We start from the raw sequence: 19,272 nt of genomic DNA on the forward strand, positions 1-19,272 counted from the left end.
CCTCAGCGGTTCTTATCGGTGTGGGTCATGGCGGTATAAAACAACCACGACACCAACAAGATGATCAGGAAGTAGACCAACGAGAATGCTGCGGCGGGGCCAAGGTCGAACTGGCCGACCGCCATCTTGGTCAAGGTCTGACTGAGGAAAGTGGTTGCATTGCCAGGACCGCCGCCGGTGAGCACAAATGGCTCGGTGTAAATCATGAAGCTGTCCATAAAGCGCAGCATCACCGCGATCAGAAGCACGCTCTTCAACTTTGGCAGTTGGATATGGCGGAACACCGCCCAGGATGATGCGCGGTCAATACGCGCAGCCTGGTAATACACATCGGGAATCGCCCGCAGCCCGGAATAGCACAGCAGCGCGACTAACGAGGTCCAGTGCCAGACATCCATTACCAGCACAGTGACCCACGCATCCGAGGTGTTGGAGGCGTAGTTGTAACTGACACCCAACGCATTCAAGCTCCAACCGAGCAAGCCGATGTCAGCGCGGCCAAAAATCTGCCAGATGGTGCCAACAACGTTCCATGGAATCAGCAGCGGAATCGCCATCACGATCAAGCACAATGACGCCCAGCGCCCCTTGGTCGGCATGGTCAGGGCGATTGCAATGCCCAGCGGAATTTCGATCAGCAGCACGCAGCCGGAATAAATAAACTGGCGCAGCAGAGAATCATGCAGACGCGAGTCACGCAGCACCTGCTTGAACCAGTCGACGCCGACAAAAAACCGGCTGGATGAATCAAAAATATCCTGCACCGAGTAATTGACCACGGTCATCATCGGCACCACAGCGCTGAACGCCACCAGCAGAAACACCGGCAGCACCAGCCACCAGGCTTTGTTGTTATGCACTTTCATGGCGAGCCCCCTGTACGTCTGCCGACACAAGAAAGTCGTCGGCGTAAACCATCAACCACTGCGCGGGAAAACTGACTGAAGCGCGCTGCTTAGGCACGATTTGATCCTCCTGCAAGCGCACTTTGAGTGGCTGACCATCCAGATCCAGGGTCAGAATCTTGTAAGTACCCAAGTCTTCGACGTGAACCACGTCGGCATTGAAGGCATCACTGCCTGCGGTATCTGCCGCCGATGCAGCGTCTGGTATATCGCTGCTCGCAACATCCCAAAGGTGAACAAACTCGGGGCGGATACCGATTTTCAACTGCTGATAGTCAAGTGAATCAAGGCGCTGATTGAGCGCCGCGCTGAGATTGAGGTGAGTATTAGCAAATTTGACTCCGTCGCCACAGCGTTCAACCTCGATCAGGTTCATGCCCGGACTGCCGATGAAGTAACCGACAAAGGTATGACTTGGCCGCTCAAACAATTCGCGGGGCGTACCAAACTGGACGATTTGACCGCCATACATCACCGCAATCTTGTCGGCGAAGGTCGAAGCCTCCAACTGATCATGAGTGACGTAGACCATGGTGATATTGAATTGCTCATGGATCTGCTTGAGCTTGCGCCGCAGCTTCCACTTCAAATGCGGGTCAATCACCGTCAGTGGTTCATCAAACAGAATCGCCGATACGTCATCACGCACCAGGCCCCGGCCCATCGAAACCTTTTGTTTTTCGTCTGCGGTCAGGTTGCTGGCCTTTTTCGTCAGCAACGGATGTAAATCCAGTACTTCAGCAATCTCGTGCACTTTGCTCAGCACTTGCGGCTCAGCCATGCCTTGATTGCGCAGCGGAAAAGCCAGGTTATCGAACACCGTCATGGTGTCGTACACCACCGGAAACTGGAAAACCTGGGCGATATTGCGCTTTTCCGGGGTTAGTGCATTGACCACTTTCGAATCAAACAGCACCTCGCCATGGGAAGGGTTGAGCAGCCCGGAAATAATATTGAGCAATGTCGATTTACCGCAGCCTGACGGCCCGAGCAACGCGTAAGCACCGCCCTGTTCCCAGACATGATTCATCTCACGAATCGCATAATCGCCAGCGGTTTTTGGCTGACTGCTGTAACTATGGGCAAGGTTGTGCAAGCGAATCTCAGCCATCAGGCAGCCCTCCCGGTACGCCGCGCCGGTGCCTGCTTAAGCTGGCCCTGAACATCAAAGACAAACAGTTTGTGGGTTGGAATGTAGATCAGAATCGGCGTATCAACGTCGTACTCGTGGACTCCAGGAAGGTGCAGCACCAAGGAAAACTGTTCTGCGCGCACATGCAAGAAGGTCTCTGAGCCGCTTATCTCGGCAAGATCAACCGTGACAGCAAGCTCCAGGTCATCATCATTGGAAGGCATCAACCCAATATGACTTGGGCGCACGCCAAAACGGTAGTCACCCTGTTCAAGCTGTTGTAAGTCGGGGGTCAGAGGGAAATGCACAGTGTCAGCAAAACTGACCTCGGTGCCGCTAATCTGACCTGGCAACATATTGATCGGCGGCTCCGAAAACAGCTCGGCCGCCAGCACTTGCTGGGGGCGATGGTAAACCTCAGGCGTATTACCGCTCTGGATCACCCGCCCCTCGTGCAGAATAGTTGTGGTACCACTAAGCGCCAGCGCTTCGTTCGGCTCGGTTGTCGCGTAAATGGCGATGGTATGGCGCGCAGCAAACAGCTCACGCATCTCCTGGCGTAGCTCTTCGCGTAACTTGTAATCGAGGTTAACCAGCGGTTCATCGAAGAGAATCAACGATGCATCTTTAACCAGCGCCCTGGCCATCGCAGTGCGCTGTTGCTGGCCTCCAGAAAGCTCTAATGGAAAGCGCTTAAGCAAGCCCTCGATCCGCAGCATCTTGGCCGTGGCATGGACCTTCTCAGCGATTTCGGCCTCCGAGCAACGCGCCTGACGCAATGGCGAGGCGATATTCTCAAACACGCTAAGCGTCGGATAATTGATGAACTGTTGGTAAACCATCGACACATTGCGCTGGCGCACTGGAATAGCGGTGACATCCGCCCCATTCATCAGGATTCGCCCCTTACTCGGGCGATCAAGGCCCGCCATGAGCCGCATCAGACTGGTCTTGCCAGACAGCGTACGCCCCAGCAACACATTGAATGAACCGGGTTCAAAACTCAGACAGGCATCGTCGATGTAAACCTGGCTATCAACCGTACGACTGACATGTTCCAGCGTAAGTGACATGGCTATTCCTTTTTTGTTATGCCATTTCACATCTCTAAGCGATGTCCGTGCCAGCTCGTAGGATTCCGTTCTATCTTGTTGTTTAGTAATGGGTATTCATATGCGCAGAATGTGCTCAGTGGTTCGCACTGAACAGTTTTGAACAGCTGTTAACTGAACAACTGAACACTCAGAAGTTGACATTGAACAGTCATCAACGACACTCAGATATCTCGGCAAAGACCGAGACCCACAACAATAAGAAATGCTGCAACGGAGAACTGCCTGACATGGCTGAATCTGCTCGCACACTGTCTCATCAAGCAATTGTTGAAGATTCCTGGTCACGCTGCCGTGAATTTGGCCTGACTCATCAAACAGCACCCAGCTTTGGCTCGCCGGAACAGGGCGAAATCAGCGCCTTGCTCGATCGCCACCAACGTTTGGTGGTCACAACCCACCAGGAAGTCTTGCCCTATTACGACAACATCCTGACGAACTCCAGCTGCTTGATAATGCTGGCGGATAACCAAGGTCAGGTGCTGCAATCATGGGGCGATCAACGCTTTCTTGACGCGGAGCACAGTCGCGGCTTTGTCACCGGAGCCAGCTGGCAGGAGCGCCAAACAGGGACGAATGCGATTGGCACCGCCCTAAGCTGCGCACAAGCAGTACATATTCAGCAGGATGAGCACTACCTCAAGGCCAATCGGTTTATGACCGGTTCAGCCTCGCCTATTTTCGATGAGCAGCGTCAGGTGGTTGCGGTGCTTGATGTGTCCAGTGACAGTTACCTGCCGCCATCGCACACCCTTGGTATGGTCAAGATGATGAGCCAGTCAGTCGAAAACCGGCTGATTCTCAATCTATTCAAACAGCACTACTTCCAGCTTACGTTCAACACCAGCCTCAATAATCTTGAAAGCCCTTGGGCTGGACTTGTGGTGTTTGATGAAAATGGTCAGGTGATATCGGCTAACCGCCGGGCAGACAACCTCCTTGGCACCAGCTTGGCACTGGTTAATATCGAAACCTTATTCGATGTGCCACTGCGGCAACTGCTCAACCAACCCTCCGGACAGCCGTTTAGCTTGAAAGCTGGCGGACGCTTTCGTTTCCATGCTCAGGTCACGCGGCCAGAACAACCAATAGCACCTAAGGCGCGTGATTTTCGCCCACAGACTAAAACCGCTCCTTCAGCGCCTGCTGAACACAGCTTGAGGCTGGATAACTTGAGTTTGGGCGATGTCAAAGTCGACAAAGCCATCCTGCAAGCCCAGCGCTTGATTGAGAAAGACATTGCCTTGTTGGTTCATGGCGAAACCGGTGTCGGCAAAGAAGTCTTCGTCAAAGCCCTGCATCAAGCCAGCAGCCGTGCCACACAAGCGTTTATTGCAGTGAACTGCGCAGCAATTCCCAGCGAGTTGGTTGAGTCAGAACTATTTGGCTACGAGAAAGGTGCCTTCACCGGGGCCAACCAAAAAGGTAGCAGCGGGCTGATTCGCAAGGCAGACAAAGGCACGCTGTTTCTCGATGAAATTGGCGACATGCCTGCGCGGGTCCAGGCCCGTCTATTACGCGTACTGCAAGAGCGTTGCGTACAACCGCTGGGCAGTAGCGAAAGTTATCCAGTTGATATTCGCCTGATTTCAGCGACGAACCGTCCTTTACGCAATGATGTTGAACAAGGGCTATTCCGCCAAGACCTTTATTACCGCATCAACGGGCTTAGCCTCGAATTACCACCACTACGCGAGCGTAGCGATAAAGCTGCCTTGTTCAAACGCCTGTGGCAGCAGCACCGGGAACCTCAGCAATGGGCCGGTCTAAGTAACGAGGTGCTGGAAGTATTCAACGCTCATCCCTGGCCCGGTAATTTGCGCCAGCTCAGCAGCGTGATTCAGGTCGCGTTGGCAATGGCAGATGATCTGCCGATTAAGATTGAGCATCTGCCAGACGATTTTCTTGAAGAGTTTCACCCCCATCAATCGGCAGTGAGCTACCCGACGGAATTGGCCGCGAACATGCCGACCGCGAACAGCTTCAACTCAAGCAATACGCTAAACCTGAATGATTCAGCTGATCTCAACGACAAACTGCAGGCCTGTGCTGGCAATGTTTCTCAGCTTGCTCGGCACCTTGGCGTAAGCCGTAACACGCTATACAAGCGCCTACGCGAGCAGGGCCTGAAAGTATAAAGGCCAGACCCAAGGCACAAAAAAACCGCTCGGAAGCGGTTTTTTTGTGCCTTTAAACAAGCTAGCGCAAGAATTCTTGGCCGCTTATTTGTCTTCGAAGTTCATCAGCTTTTCAACCATTTGGTCGATGGTGAACGAGGCTGGACGCTGACGTGGCGGGAAGTCCTTGAACGTCATCAAGAACTGTTGCGTACGGAAAATCCCTGGAAAGATCGCCGACTGAGCTTTCTTGTCCCACCACACGTTATAACTGTTGGAGTCGGTGTCAGCCCGCTCAAATGGGTCGCGACGCAGGTTAAACAGCTTTGGTGCGCGCAGGTCTACGAACGGGTCGCGCCATACATCAAAGCGGTGCGCACGCTGTTCCGCATAAACAACCTTCCAGTCGCCATCGCGCATGCCCAACAACTTACCGTCGTCACTGAAGTAGTAGAAGTCAGTCCGCGGCCCTTTAGCTTCTTTACCCTGCAGATATGGCAGTTGATTGTAGCCATCCAGATGAACCTTGAAGGTCTTATCGCCAGCGGTGTAGCCCTTCAGCAGTTTTTCTTTAACATCAGGCACGCCAGCTGCAGCCATAAGCGTTGGCATCCAATCCTGGGCCGAGACTATCTCGTTGGAGACAGTGTTCGCCTTGATGTTTTCTGGCCAGCGAATGATTGCAGGAACCCGGAAGCCGCCTTCCCAGTTGGTGTTTTTCTCACCACGAAACGGGGTAATTCCGGCATCAGGCCACTGATTGAAATGCACACCGTTATCGGTGGTGTAGATCACGATGGTATTTTTAGCGACACCCAGATCATCCAACTTCTTTAGAAGCTCGCCGACCTGGCCGTCATGCTCAACCATGCCATCGTTATAGAAGCCCTGGCCCGAAATGCCTTTGGTTTCTTCTTTGATGTGGGTGTAGTAATGCATGCGCGTTGAGTTAAACCAGACGAAGAACGGCTTGTCCTGTTTAACCGCTTTATCCATGAAGTTAAGCGAAGCATCAAGGAACTCTTGGTCAATAGTTTCCATGCGCTTACGGTTCAGCGGACCAAGATCTTCAATCTTGCCATCAGCGGTACTGTGAATAATACCGCGCGGGCGAATGGCTTTATCGATAACCGGGTTCTTGGTCCAATCCTCGTCCTCTGGAGCTTCTTCAGCATTGAGGTGGTAAAGATTGCCGAGAAATTCATCAAACCCGTGATTAGTCGGCAAGAATTCGTCGCGATCGCCCAGGTGGTTTTTACCGAACTGGCCACTTGTGTAACCCAGCGGCTTTAGCAGCTCTGCCAAGGTTGGGTCTTCTTTTTGCAGACCAATTGTCGAGCCAGGCATGCCCACTTTGGTCAGACCAGTTCGTACAGGATGCTGGCCGGTAATGAAGGCCGAGCGCCCAGCAGTACAGCTTTGCTCACCGTAGTAATCGGTAAACATCATGCCTTCGTTAGCGATACGGTCGATATTGGGCGTCGGATAACCCATCATTCCGTGGCTGTATTTGCTGATGTTGGTAACGCCGATGTCATCACCCATGATCACTAAAATGTTGGGTTTATCCGCGGCAGATACCAGAGAGGCGGCGCAAACAGAAGACGCTAACAGCGCTGCCGAGCCGATGGTTTTTAGACGTATTCGTAACCAAGTCATCGCTAAACCCTTTCGATCATTATTATTAGTACGCACTGCAGACGCGGTTGAGTGCATGGCTACCTAGTTGATACCTAGTTAGCCCGCGCTTAAGTCTCGACAGAAAACGCTTTGACTCTTACCTTTGAGCAGCCTTGACGCAGCTTGTTAGCATCAACAATTAGTGCGCATACGCTTGGCGCTACAGTGCCATCCAAATGACAGCCTAATGCTTTATTGAATATCCAAGATTGACATAAGACGACAACAGCTTGTCTTTAAGTGACACTGATATAAAAGCAAAGCTGAAATCACACGGACTCCGCTTTTGTCCGAGTCAATTGGGCACAAAAAAAGCCGCATAAGCGGCTTTTTTTGCAGCAGTAAAGAGTGCTTTACTCAGCCAGGCGCCAAGTAGTACCGCCCTTCCCGTCTTCCAGCACAACACCCAAGGCCGTTAGCTGATCACGGATACGGTCAGATTCAGCCCAGTCTTTATCGGCACGTGCTTGCAGACGCGCCGCTATCAGTGCATCAACCTCAGCGGCGTCAACCTTGCCCTCTGCGCCCGCTTGCAAGAATGCTTCAGGCTCAAGTTGTAGCACACCCAATACAGACGCCAGTTCTTTCAAGCGAGCGGCTAAACCTGCGGCAGCATTAAGGTCGGTATCGCGCAGACGATTTATCTCGCGGACCATTTCAAACAATACGGCGCAGGCTTCGGGTGAGTTGAAGTCGTCATCCATCGCGTCAGCGAAACGCTCGGCATAAGTATCACCGCCAACAGCCGCAACCTCAGGCAATCCCTTGAGTGCGTGATAGAAACGTTCCAGCGCGCCCTTGGCTTCTTTCAAGCTGTCTTCTGAGTAGTTGATCGGGCTACGGTACTGGCTCGACACCAAGAAGTAGCGCACCACTTCAGGATGATACTTTTCCAGCACTTCGCGAATAGTGAAGAAGTTGCCCAATGACTTGGACATTTTCTCGCCATCAACGCGCACGGCTCCAGCGTGCATCCAGGCATTGGCATAGAGCTTGCCGGTAGCGGCCTCACTCTGGGCTATCTCATTTTCATGGTGCGGGAAGACCAGATCAGGGCCACCACCGTGAATGTCGAATGTCTCGCCCAGGCAGCAGGTGGACATCACCGAGCACTCGATATGCCAACCCGGCCGACCCGCGCCCCATGGCGACATCCAGCTAGGTTCACCCGGCTTGGCGCCTTTCCAGAGAACAAAATCAAGTGGATCTTGTTTCGATTCATCGACCTCGATACGTGCACCAATGCGCAGGTCTTCGATCTTCTTGCGCGACAGCTTGCCGTAACCGACGAACTTGCCGACCCGGTAGTAAACATCACCATTACCTGGCGCGTAGGCAAAGCCTTTGTCGATCAAGGTTTGAATCATTTCATGCATGCCGGGAATATGGCCCGTGGCACGCGGCTCGATGTCTGGGCGCAGCACCGAAAGCCGCGCCTCATCTTCATGCATCGCAGCGATCATGCGTTCAACCAGCACTTCAAAATCTTCGCCATTTTCTTGCGCGCGACGAATAATCTTGTCGTCGATATCCGTGATATTGCGCACATAGGTCAGCTCATAACCGCGATGACGCAACCAACGTGCGATCACGTCAAACGCAACCATCACCCGCGCATGACCAATGTGGCAGAAGTCATAAACCGTCATGCCGCAGACATACATGCGCACATGATTGCCTTCTAGCGGTTTGAGCACTTCTTTGGTTTTGCTCAGGGTGTTGTAGATGGTCAGCATAAAAAATCCTTAAACGCGGCCCTTTCAGCCACAAAATCAGGAGTGACAACCCAAGGCCACAGGCGCAATAAACGCCTGTGGCAGACTGGGTTATCGCTCGGCACTACCCGCTGGGTTTAAGCCCAGGAATCACGCAGCGTTACGGTGCGGTTAAACACCAATGCATCCGGCTTGGAGTCTTTCGAGTCAAGACAGAAGTATCCTTCACGCTCAAACTGGAAACGATCCTCAACCGTTGCATTAGCCAGCGATGGCTCGGCACGACAACCTTTGAGCACGACCAGCGACCCAGGGTTGATATTGTCGAGGAAGCTGCTGCCCTCTTCTGCTTTCTCAGGGCTGGCAGAGCGGAACAAGCGGTCATACAGACGCACTTCACACTCAACGCTGGCATCGGCTGGAACCCAGTGCACAACCCCTTTGACCTTACGGCCTTCCGGGTTCTTGCCCAGTGTGTCTGGATCATAGGAACAACGCAGCTCGACAACATTGCCGTCGGCATCTTTGATCGCTTCATCGGCACGAATCACGTAGCTGCCACGCAGGCGTACTTCGCCGCCTGGCTCAAGACGCTTGTAGCCTTTTGGCGGGTTCTCATCGTAATCGCCAGCGTCGATGTATATCTCGCGCGCGAACGGCAGCTCACGGGTGCCGATATCCTGCTTCGGATGACGTGCCAGACTGAGGATTTGCACCTCGTTTTCTGGGTAATTGGTGATAACCACTTTCAGCGGCTTGAGCACGCACATCGCGCGTGCAGCATTGGCGTCGAGATCTTCACGAATAGCGAACTCGAGCATGCCAATATCCACCACGCCACCGGCGCGGTTGACACCGATCATGTCGCAGAAGTTGCGCATTGATGCAGGCGTGTAACCACGACGACGATAGCCAACCAGAGTCGACATACGCGGGTCATCCCAACCGTTTACATGGCCTTCATCAACCAATTGCTTGAGCTTGCGCTTGCTGGTGATGGTGTAGTTGAGGTTGAGACGAGCAAACTCATACTGACGCGGCTGCGCTGGCACAGGCAAACGCGCCAGGAACCACTCATACAACGGACGATGATCTTCAAACTCAAGGGTACAGATCGAATGGGTAATGCCTTCGATGGCATCCGACTGACCGTGAGTGAAGTCATAGCTCGGGTAGATGCACCACTTGTCGCCGGTCTGGTGGTGATGCGCATGGCGAATACGGTAGAGAATCGGGTCGCGCAGATTGATGTTCGGCGCCGCCATATCAATTTTCGCCCGCAGCGAGCGCGCGCCATCAGCGAATTCACCCGCTTTCATGCGCGCAAACAGATCCAGGTTTTCTTCAACCGAGCGATCACGGAACGGGCTGTTCCTGCCCGGCTCAGTCAGATTGCCACGGTAGGCTCGCGACTCTTCTGGCGACAGATCGCAGACAAAAGCGTCGCCCGACTTTATCAGCGCTACAGCCCAGTCATGCAGTTGGTCGAAGTAATTGGAGGCGTAACGCTCCTCGCCAGCCCACTGAAAGCCTAGCCATTGCACGTCCTGCTTGATCGCATCGATGTATTCCTGATCTTCCTTGGCTGGATTGGTGTCATCAAAACGCAAATGACACTCACCGCCAAACTCTTTGGCCAAACCGAAGTTCAGACAAATAGATTTAGCGTGACCAATATGCAGGTAACCGTTAGGTTCCGGCGGAAAACGGGTAATAACCTTCGCGTACTTACCTGACTCCAGGTCAGACTGGACGATTGGGCGAAGGAAGTTCGTTGCGGCGGGAGTCTCTAACTTGCTCATGGTGTCCTTGATCATGCAGGTGCGCGGCGTAGCATCGGCCGACTAAAACAATGAATGCGTTGAAACCACCAGACCAGTATCCAAACCGAACGTTACAACCCTGTATCGGTGCTATCGAGCATCAAAACAGCAAAAAACGATAACCCAACGCTGCGCGGTAATGACTGAGGTGATGGTTTTCCAGCAATTGCAAAGCGCCTATCATAGCCGAAGCTGTCAACCCCCTGACAGGCCTTGAAACCAGTTCATTTGCGCTGCGTAGCACTTAAGTTACGTTTACAATGCATATGGCACCGATGGGCTTATGCAAAAACACACGAAAAACATGGCCAACAAGGCTGCAACAGCGTTGATTTATTGCGCCCCTGCAACAATCTGACACAGTAGTTTCAAGGGCCTGCATGGCTGGCAAGCCAGCGTGATATGGCCTCCTGCTTAACTCGATAGAGCGATTACTCTCATGATCAAGCTGCACACCAACCACGGCGTTATCACCCTCACCCTGTTTGCTGATAAAGCACCAGAAACCGTGGCCAACTTTGAAGAATACGTAAAGAGCGGTCACTACGACGGTACCGTTTTTCACCGCGTGATCAGCAACTTTATGGTCCAGGGCGGCGGTTTTGAGCCGGGCATGAAGCAGAAGCCGACCCGCGCAACCATCAAGAACGAAGCCAACAACGGCGTATCCAACAAGGTAGGCACCGTTGCAATGGCTCGTACCATGGAGCCACATTCGGCTTCTGCCCAGTTCTTCATCAACGTCTCTGACAACACCTTCCTCGACCATACCGCTCCAACCGTGCAAGGCTGGGGCTACACCGTGTTCGGCGAAGTCACCGACGGCATGGACGTGGTCGAGAAGATCAAAGGCGTGCCAACCACTATGAAGTCTGGCCACCAGGATGTTCCGGTTGAAGACGTCATCATCGAGCGTGCAGAGATCGTTGAGTGATCTTACTGATCTCAGATCTACACCTTGAACAGGAGCGCCCGGATATTACCCGGGCGTTTCTGCATTTCCTCAGCACTCGCGCACGCCAGGCTGAGGCGCTGTACATCCTTGGAGATTTCTTTGAAGTCTGGGTTGGCGATGATGCAATCAGCCCATTTCAACGTTCGATTGCCGATGCGCTTAAACAACTGAGCGACAGCGGTACAGCGATCTTTTTAATGCATGGTAACCGTGACTTCATGATCGGCAAGCGCTTTTGTCGTGAAGCTGGCTGCACCTTGCTCAGCGACCCTTGCGTGGTCGAGATGGCCGGCGAACCCGTCTTGCTGATGCACGGCGACAGCCTGTGCACCCGCGATGAAAACTACATGCGCATGCGCCGGTATCTGCGCAACCCGTTGAGTTTATGGATTCTGCGAAACTTACCGCTTAATACCCGCCATAAGCTCGCCCGCAAGCTGCGCAATGAAAGCCGAGCACAAACCCGGATGAAGGCCAGTGACATTGTTGACGTCACCCCCGATGAAGTCAGCCGGGTCATGGCCCAACACGGGGTCAAAACCATGGTTCATGGGCACACTCATCGTCCAGCTGTGCACAAACTGCTGGTTAACGGTGAATCAGCAAAACGCATCGTCCTCGGAGACTGGGACCGCCAAGGCTGGGCCTTGCAAGTCGATGAAAGCGGTTTTAATCAAGCTGCTTTCAATTTCGACACCTGACAAAAACGCTGCAACCGCAGCGTTTCCTGTAACACCAAAACCAGCTTGATTAATGCCCCGCCGCCGCTGGCCCTGCCTTGGCTGCAAAGGGTGGCTTGGCCAACCACACCAGTAATATCAGGCCCATAAACATCCATCCCATCAGGGTGAAATAGTCCACGGTCGAGACCATATAGGCTTGGCTGGTCAAGGTCTGCTCCAACTGAGCATACGACTGCAAATTGGCCCCGCCGAGTTGATCCAGCGCCTGACGCGTTACCGGGTCGTACGCACTGATATGCTCACTCAAGTAAGCGTGATGCACCTCGGAGCGGCGAATCCAGATCCAAGTCGTCAGCGATGCGGCAAAGCTACCGCCCAAGTTGCGCAGGAATGTCGCAAGCCCAGAACCATCGGCAATCTGGTCAGGTGGCAAGTCCGACAGCAAGATACTCAACGTCGGCATAAAGAACAGCGCGACACCAATACCCATAAACAGCTGAACCATCGCGATGTGCTGAAAATCAACTTGCGAGTTGAAACCTGCGCGCATAAAGCAGCTCATGCCAATCGCCAAGAATGCGATACCGGCAAGAATCCGCAAATCGAACTTATGCGCATAGGTGCCCACGAACGGTGACATCAATACCGGCAAAATACCCAGTGGCGCCACAGCCAAGCCAGCCCAGGTAGCGGTATATCCCATCTGCGTTTGCAGCCACTGCGGCAGGATCAAGTTGATGCCGAAAAAACCTGCATAGCCGCCAACCAGAACAATTGTGCCGATACGAAAGTTACGGTGAGCGAACAACCGCAAATTAACGATCGGATGACGGTCGGTCATCTCCCAAATAATAAATATCGCCAGCGAAATCACCGAAACCAGCGTGCCTATCACGATAAAGTTCGACTCGAACCAATCGAGGTCATTACCCTTGTCGAGTACGATTTGCAGGGCACCGACACCAATAATCAGGGTCAGCAAGCCGATGTAATCGATCGGTTGATGGCTGATTACGACCGGGCGCTTACGCATTTGCTGGGTGACGACAAAGGCTGCAAATAAACCGATTGGCACATTGATAAAGAAGATCCATGGCCAGCTGTAGCTGTCGGTTATCCAGCCGCCGAGAATCGGCCCGGCAATCGGTGCCACCACCGTCACCATTGCCAGCAGTGCCAATGCCATCCCCCGTTTCGCGGGTGGATACACAGCAATCAACAGGGTTTGCGTCATCGGGTAAAGCGGCCCGGCCATTAAACCCTGGAGCACGCGAAAACCCACCAGCTCAGGCATCGAGCGGGAAATACCGCAGAGAAATGAAGCCAGCACGAACAACAATGTGGCCCAGACAAATAACTTCACTTCACCATAACGGCGGCTCAGCCAGCCGGTAAGCGGCAAGGCAATCGCGTTGCTTACAGCGAACGAGGTAATAACCCAGGTACCCTGCTCCGAACTCACCCCAAGGTTACCGGCAATAGTCGGCAGCGCCACGTTGGCAATAGTGGTGTCGAGGACCTGCATAAAGGTCGCCAATGACAAACCAATAGTGCAAAGCAACAAGCTGGGCGGCGTGAAAGAAGCTTGAGAGCTCATCACCACTCCTTAAAGCGCAGATGTTTTGACAAAGAGTGGCCCGGCCTGATTAACCCAGACCGGGCCCAGAGAGAGTTAGCGCACTGCAGTCTTTGCAACGGGTTCGCTATTGTCCTTAATCAACTTACTGATCAAGGCATCAGCCTCAGCCAATTGCAGCTTGTACACATTGGTGCTGTACGACGCTTTGACTGGTGGCTGCTGGGCCAGTACCGGGCCGCTTTGATCATGTAAATTGACATCAACTACAGTCGACAAACCAATTCGCAGCGGATGCTTGGCCAACTCATCGCTATTGATATGGATACGTACTGGTACTCGCTGCACAATCTTGATCCAGTTACCCGTGGCGTTCTGCGCAGGCAGCAAGGCAAAAGCACTCCCGGTACCGGCGCCCAGACTGTCGACGGTACCGTGAAAGGTCACGTCATCCCCGTACAGGTCACTGTTGATCTCGACTGACTGGCCAATACGCATGTTGTTTAGCTGTGTTTCTTTGAAGTTGGCGTCGATCCACAATTGATTAAGTGGTACGACAGCCATCATCGGTGTGCCCGGCTGCACCCGCTGGCCCAGTTGCACCGTACGCTTGGCAACATAGCCGGTAACTGGTGCGATCAAGGCGCTACGCGCATTGTTGAGGTAGGCTTGACGCAAATCTGCTGCCGCTGAAAGCACATCCGGATGCGAGGAGATCACCGTGTCATCAACCAATGCCCGGGTGCTGTTGAGCTGCTGCTGCGCGTTATTCAGCGCGCTTTGCGCCGATGTCAACGCGTCGCTTGCATGGGACAACTCTTCACGCGAGATCGCCCCGCCAGAAGCCAGATTTTGCCTGCGCTGGTAGTCTTTTTTTGCTTTTTGCACGGCGGTCTTTTGCGCCTGAACCTGCGCCTGCATCGCATCTACATTGCTGTACAAGCCGCGAACCTGCCGCACAGTGCGCGCCAAATTTGCTTCGGCACTTTGCAGCCCGACCAGCGAATCGCTTGGGTCAAAGTTAATCAGCACTTGGCCTTCATGCACCAAGTCGCCATCGTCGGCACCTATGCTGACAACAGTACCGGTGACCAATGGGGTGATCTCAACAACGTTACCGTTTACGTAGGCATCGTCGGTATTCTCATACCAACGCCCGTAAAACTCGTACCATCCCCAAAAACACAGGCCGCCGACAACGACTGCGATCAACAGTACAAACAACCATTTTTTGCGCTTACGCTGATTGCCCGCATCAGTCGCTTGTTGGTTTTCAGCGGATTCAGAATGAGTGACTGTAGCCATGGCAAGTTACCCTTAATTATTCAGTGAGCGGCGCGGTGGCGTGCGCGTTTATCGAAGTGCTACCGAGGGTTACGTTGTCGGGTTGAAAACCACCACCGAGCGCCTCCATCAGCAGGATCGACAAGTTGATTTGTTCGGCATTGAGATTGGCCAGTTGGCGCTGGGCAGCCAGCAACTGCTGCTCAATGCTCAGCACATCGAGATAATTGCCAACGCCCGAGCCATAACGATCAGCTACGGTGTCGTAAGAGTTCTGCGCAATCTTGGCGGCAACGGTCTGTGAGCTGATCTGTTGATCGATCGAGCGCAGTTGGTTGATCGTGTCACTCACCTGACCCAGCGCCTGCACCAGATTCTTGTTGTATTGAGCGACAGCCAGATCGTAGTCAGCATCACGGGCATCCAGATCCGCACGCAGACGGCCTCCATCAAACAGCGGCAGTGACAAAGTCGGCCCTATCGAGAAGAAACGGCTGGCATTGCCAAACATGGCATCGCCCAACAGTGACTCAACACCGCCGGAAGCACTCAGATTGAGGTTGGGATAAAAGCGTGTTTTGCTCGCATCAATGCTTTTACTCGCCGCCTCGACTCGCCAGCGTGATGCGACGATATCTGGACGTCGGCCCAACAACTCCGCTGGCAACTGACTGGGCAAAGCCACTGCACTGGCCTGCAAAATGGTTGGACGGGCAATTTGCTGACCACGATCAGGCCCCTTGCCGAGCAGAACAGCCAAAGCGATCTTGGCGCTTTGCAGATTCTTTTCTGACGCTAACAGCTGCTCTTTGGAGCTGGCGGCAAGACTCTCGGATTGCTGGTACTGATAAATACTGTCGATCCCAGCGTCCATACGTCGCTTGCCCAGGCTGACCATTTGCTCGGTGCGCTTGAGGTCTTCAACAGCCAAATCATGCAGCACATGCGCTTGGCCGAGGTTGTTGTAAGCGCGGGCCACATCAGCGGCAAGCGTCAGTTGCGCAGCTTTTTGATCGACTTCGGCTGCGCGGGCTTGACCCAATGCGGCCTCCCACGCGGCACGCTGACCGCCCCATAAATCGAAGGTGTAATTGAAGTCGATCGCTGCGGTGCGCAACGTGCTGTAGCGGCCGCCCTCACCCATAGGATCCTGGTCACGGGCCAAACGTGAACGATTGACACCAGCCTGTGCATCAATTTCAGGCATGCGCGAGGCATCAACAGCATAGGCCGCAGCACTGGCCTGATGCGCACGCGCCTCAGCAAGTTGTAAATCAGGACTGTCTTTCAGAGCTTCTTCAATCAGCCTATTGAGCTGCGCATCGCCGAGGTTTTTCCACCAATCAGTTTTAGGCCAGGCGACGGGCGAAACCTTGACATCATTTAGCGATTCCTGCGCCTGCAACTCATTGGCATCGATGCCCGTCGCCGAGGTATTGAGCCCCTTATAATTGGCACAGCCGGCCATACTCAGCACCAGCAGTGCAACGGTAAATTGCTGTTTGAATGCGCGACTCATTGCGAGTCACCTAAACGTTGCATGGTGATAACGTCTCCTGCGCTGAACAGTATTTTCTTGAGGATTCTCTCGAGCGTGGCGTGCTCCTCAGGCGTCAAAGCACCGAGTAACTCATCCATCGCATCAGCACCAAATTTCGGCAGCAAATCCGCCAATGCCTGACCTTCTTGCGGCAACGCCAAACGCACTTGGCGTCGATCAGCCGCACAACGGCGTCGAATAATCAGTCCTTTCTGCTCAAGTCGATCAAGCATGCGGGTCATCGCTCCGCTGTCTAACGACAGTTGGCGACACAGCTCCGCAGGTGTATCAACCCCAAAATGGGCAATCATGATCAGCACCTTGAACTGCGCTGCCGTGACCGAATAAGGCTCCAAGTTACGGTCCAGAATCTGGTCCTTCAGCAAAGCAGTACGACCGATCAACAGGCCCATCACAGAAAAAGGAAATAATGGCGGGGTTGGATTACTCATTGCGCACCCAAAAAGCTGCCTAGGCAGAGAATGCCTGAGATATTACTGCCTAGGCAGCTATATTGCCAAACACTTTGTAGCACTTTTTTTAGGCGCAACAAAGCTGCAAGCCAGGGCTTGCAGCTGAAAGCATCGTTTTAGAGGGGGGCTAACGCTATTTATAAGCCAGTGGGAACGCCACTGTGAAAGCGGAATTCGGTGTCAGGGCTGGCGATCAGCTGCTGCTCAATCTCCCTGACCCGCACGATAGTCTTGTCAACGTCTGCCGCTTCACCGAACTGATAGGCAAACTTAAGATAGTGCTGGTAGTGCCGCGCTTCCGACTTGAGCAAGCCGTAGTAAAACTTGCCAAGCTCTTCATCCAAATGCGGATAGATCTTGGCGAAACGCTCACAACTACGCGCCTCGATAAAAGCACCGACAACTAGGGTATCGACCATCTTCACCGGTTCATGATTGCGCACTGCAGCACGCAAACCCGATGCATAGCGACCAGCCGATAGCGGTCGCAGCGCAATTTTACGCTTTTTGATAATGCGCAGAACCTGCTCGTGATGCACCAACTCTTCACGCGCCAAACGCGACATATAGACGATCAAGTCTGCATGATTGTTGTATTTGGCAATCAAGCTCAAGGCTGTTGATGCGGCTTTGAACTCACAGTTTTTGTGGTCCAGCAGCATCACCTCTTGCTGATTGAGTGCAGCATCAATCCAGCCCTGCGGCGTTTCGCTACCCAGAAATTCATTGATCTCAGCCAGCACAGACACGCTCCTGAGCGTTAAACACGAACGGCAAAAATAGCCCGGCAACGGGCACTGAAGGCCTGCTCGAACGCGATAAACAATCAATTTTGACTAGCAGATGCATAGGTTCACAACAATCAAAGGCGATACCGGCGTAAATACCGGCGGCACATTATACGAATGCCACAGCAAACAACCAGCCCAGCAGATTGATTTGCATCAACTACACAGCGCGCAAGATGCATCTATAGTTGATGAAGATGTGCCGATTCTCTGGGAGATAGTCATGCAAGCAATCCGTAGCATCCTCGTTGTGATCGACCCCCAATTGCCGGAAGGTCTAGCGCTGAAGCGCGCCAAGTTGATTGCAGGCGTCACCGGTTCTCACTTACACCTGCTGGTGTGCAGCAATAAAGGAGACCACTCGGCGTTACTCGCAGATGTGAGCAACGTGATGATTGACGAAGGTTTTAGTATAAGCAGCAACCAAGTCTGGCGTGGCAGCCTGCACAACACCATCATCACTGAGCAGCAGGCCGAAGGCTGTGGCTTGGTCATTAAACAACACCTGCCAGACAACCCGCTCAAGCGCGCCCTCCTCACACCTGACGACTGGAAACTGCTTCGCTATTGCCCTAGCCCGGTGCTAATGGTTAAGACCGACCGCCCCTGGACCAACGGCATAGTGCTGGCCGCCGTCGATGTGGGCAACTCGGATCACGAGCATCAGGCGCTGCACTCTGGGATTATCAGCCATGGCTTCGATATTGCGGGTCTTGCCCATGCCAAGCTGCATGTAATCAGCGCGCACCCAACGCCTATGCTTTCAGCCGCAGACCCAACATTTCAACTCAAAGAAACCATCGAAGCGCGCTATCGTGCCGCCTGCAGAGAGTTCCAGGCTGAATACGACATCAGTGAAGATCGCTTGCACATCACCGAAGGTCCTGCCGACTCGTTGATCCCGCTGACAGCGCACAACCTCGGCGCAGCGGTGACGGTCATTGGTACTGTTGCACGCACCGGGATTTCAGGTGCTTTGGTCGGCAACACTGCCGAGGTCATTCTTGATGCACTTGAGAGTGATGTCTTGGTGTTGAAACCAGACGATATTATCGACCACCTTGAGGCCTTGGTTGTGCAAGCCTGAGGCGCGGTTTTACTAAGCTGCTGCGCGGCTGTACGGCACGTTGCAGTTAATTTCGCGTATCCAGCCTTGTTGCAAGGCATGGCTCAGAACCTGAGCAAGTTGCTCACCACCAATAAATGCTTGCATGGCTTCTGTCGACTCCCAGCTAGCACTGAGCTGCCAACTGGCGCTGAACTGCGGATCGACTTCTATAGCGAAAGCTGTGCAACCGGCAATAGACGATGCCTGATCAAAAGCTTGGCACAAGTATGCCCCGAGCATCTCATCGCAACCATTGTTTGCCCGAATCAGGGCGCGCTGATAAGTCGTCATTTCGCTCTCCATTTATGTAATAACCGCTGCTACTCAGACTGATAAATCAAGTTGCGCTGAGCGGCATATGCCAAATACATGGTTATGGGT

General features: G+C 53.4%; 16 protein-coding genes. 4 read left to right on the forward strand and 12 right to left on the reverse strand.

What is annotated here, in order from left to right; genetic code table 11:
- Window positions 1-2: 2 nt before the first annotated feature.
- Genes ACN0UH_RS12040 through ACN0UH_RS12050 form a run of 3 tightly spaced genes read right to left on the reverse strand, consistent with a single transcriptional unit; the run spans window position 3 to window position 3,110 of the window.
- Entirely contained in the window at window positions 3-866 is an 864-nt protein-coding gene (locus ACN0UH_RS12040) for a carbohydrate ABC transporter permease (RefSeq protein ID WP_417662255.1), read from the reverse strand.
- Window positions 853-2,016 carry an ABC transporter ATP-binding protein gene (locus tag ACN0UH_RS12045; protein WP_417662256.1) on the reverse strand — a complete coding sequence of 388 codons (1,164 nt, stop codon included), beginning with the start codon at window positions 2,014-2,016 and terminating at the stop codon, window positions 853-855. Before ACN0UH_RS12045 ends, ACN0UH_RS12040 begins: the two co-directional genes overlap by 14 nt.
- Window positions 2,016-3,110, reverse strand: a complete 1,095-nt coding sequence (locus ACN0UH_RS12050; protein ID WP_417662257.1) for an ABC transporter ATP-binding protein — start codon at window positions 3,108-3,110, stop codon at window positions 2,016-2,018. The genes ACN0UH_RS12045 and ACN0UH_RS12050 overlap by 1 nt, the downstream gene beginning before the upstream one ends.
- 269 nt (window positions 3,111-3,379) lie before the next feature.
- Between ACN0UH_RS12050 and ACN0UH_RS12055 the strand changes: the two genes are divergently transcribed.
- Window positions 3,380-5,287: a sigma-54-dependent Fis family transcriptional regulator gene (locus ACN0UH_RS12055; RefSeq protein WP_417662258.1), complete on the forward strand. Its 1,908-nt coding sequence runs from the start codon at window positions 3,380-3,382 to the stop codon at window positions 5,285-5,287.
- 84 nt (window positions 5,288-5,371) lie between these two features.
- Here the strand turns inward: ACN0UH_RS12055 and ACN0UH_RS12060 are convergent, their stop codons facing one another.
- The 3 genes from ACN0UH_RS12060 to ACN0UH_RS12070 form a co-directional block, all read right to left on the reverse strand.
- Window positions 5,372-6,925 (reverse strand): arylsulfatase, encoded by a 1,554-nt coding sequence (locus ACN0UH_RS12060; RefSeq protein WP_417662259.1) that lies wholly within the window; start codon window positions 6,923-6,925, stop codon window positions 5,372-5,374.
- A gap of 374 nt (window positions 6,926-7,299) precedes the next feature.
- Window positions 7,300-8,682 (reverse strand): cysteine--tRNA ligase, encoded by a 1,383-nt coding sequence (gene cysS / locus ACN0UH_RS12065; RefSeq protein WP_417662260.1) that lies wholly within the window; start codon window positions 8,680-8,682, stop codon window positions 7,300-7,302.
- 116 nt (window positions 8,683-8,798) lie between these two features.
- A complete protein-coding gene (locus tag ACN0UH_RS12070; RefSeq protein WP_417662261.1) occupies window positions 8,799-10,463 on the reverse strand; it encodes a glutamine--tRNA ligase/YqeY domain fusion protein in 1,665 nt (554 codons plus the stop codon).
- Between the two features lie 460 nt (window positions 10,464-10,923).
- On the opposite strand from ACN0UH_RS12070, the gene ACN0UH_RS12075 reads away from it, so the two are divergent.
- Both ACN0UH_RS12075 and lpxH read left to right on the forward strand, forming a co-directional pair.
- Window positions 10,924-11,418: a peptidylprolyl isomerase gene (locus ACN0UH_RS12075; protein ID WP_417662262.1), complete on the forward strand. Its 495-nt coding sequence runs from the start codon at window positions 10,924-10,926 to the stop codon at window positions 11,416-11,418.
- Entirely contained in the window at window positions 11,415-12,140 is a 726-nt protein-coding gene (gene lpxH / locus ACN0UH_RS12080) for a UDP-2,3-diacylglucosamine diphosphatase (RefSeq protein ID WP_417662263.1), read from the forward strand. The genes ACN0UH_RS12075 and lpxH overlap by 4 nt, the downstream gene beginning before the upstream one ends.
- A 49-nt stretch (window positions 12,141-12,189) precedes the next feature.
- On the opposite strand, the gene ACN0UH_RS12085 is transcribed toward lpxH, so the two are convergent.
- From ACN0UH_RS12085 to ACN0UH_RS12105, 5 genes are all read right to left on the reverse strand, one after another.
- Window positions 12,190-13,719, reverse strand: a complete 1,530-nt coding sequence (locus tag ACN0UH_RS12085) for a DHA2 family efflux MFS transporter permease subunit (protein WP_417662264.1) — start codon at window positions 13,717-13,719, stop codon at window positions 12,190-12,192.
- A gap of 75 nt (window positions 13,720-13,794) precedes the next feature.
- A complete protein-coding gene (locus tag ACN0UH_RS12090; RefSeq protein WP_417662265.1) occupies window positions 13,795-15,003 on the reverse strand; it encodes an efflux RND transporter periplasmic adaptor subunit in 1,209 nt (402 codons plus the stop codon).
- 16 nt (window positions 15,004-15,019) lie between these two features.
- Window positions 15,020-16,501, reverse strand: a complete 1,482-nt coding sequence (locus ACN0UH_RS12095; protein ID WP_417662266.1) for an efflux transporter outer membrane subunit — start codon at window positions 16,499-16,501, stop codon at window positions 15,020-15,022.
- Window positions 16,498-16,974 (reverse strand): MarR family winged helix-turn-helix transcriptional regulator, encoded by a 477-nt coding sequence (locus ACN0UH_RS12100; RefSeq protein WP_417662267.1) that lies wholly within the window; start codon window positions 16,972-16,974, stop codon window positions 16,498-16,500. Before ACN0UH_RS12100 ends, ACN0UH_RS12095 begins: the two co-directional genes overlap by 4 nt.
- Window positions 16,975-17,132: 158 nt before the next feature.
- Window positions 17,133-17,738 (reverse strand): tRNA-(ms[2]io[6]A)-hydroxylase, encoded by a 606-nt coding sequence (locus tag ACN0UH_RS12105; RefSeq protein ID WP_417662268.1) that lies wholly within the window; start codon window positions 17,736-17,738, stop codon window positions 17,133-17,135.
- A gap of 268 nt (window positions 17,739-18,006) precedes the next feature.
- Here ACN0UH_RS12105 and ACN0UH_RS12110 point away from each other — a divergent pair, with 268 nt between their 5' ends.
- Complete coding sequence (locus ACN0UH_RS12110) at window positions 18,007-18,870, forward strand: universal stress protein (RefSeq protein WP_417662299.1); 864 nt, start codon at window positions 18,007-18,009, stop codon at window positions 18,868-18,870.
- Window positions 18,871-18,882: 12 nt separating this feature from the next.
- Here the strand turns inward: ACN0UH_RS12110 and ACN0UH_RS12115 are convergent, their stop codons facing one another.
- The gene (locus ACN0UH_RS12115) at window positions 18,883-19,182 is read right to left on the reverse strand and encodes a hypothetical protein (protein WP_417662269.1); all 300 of its coding nucleotides are present in this window, start codon (window positions 19,180-19,182) and stop codon (window positions 18,883-18,885) included.
- Between the last annotated feature and the right edge of the window lie 90 nt (window positions 19,183-19,272).

Origin of the sequence: Pseudomonas sp., from assembly GCF_048265905.1 — a bacterium.
GTDB lineage: Bacteria > Pseudomonadota > Gammaproteobacteria > Pseudomonadales > Pseudomonadaceae > Aquipseudomonas.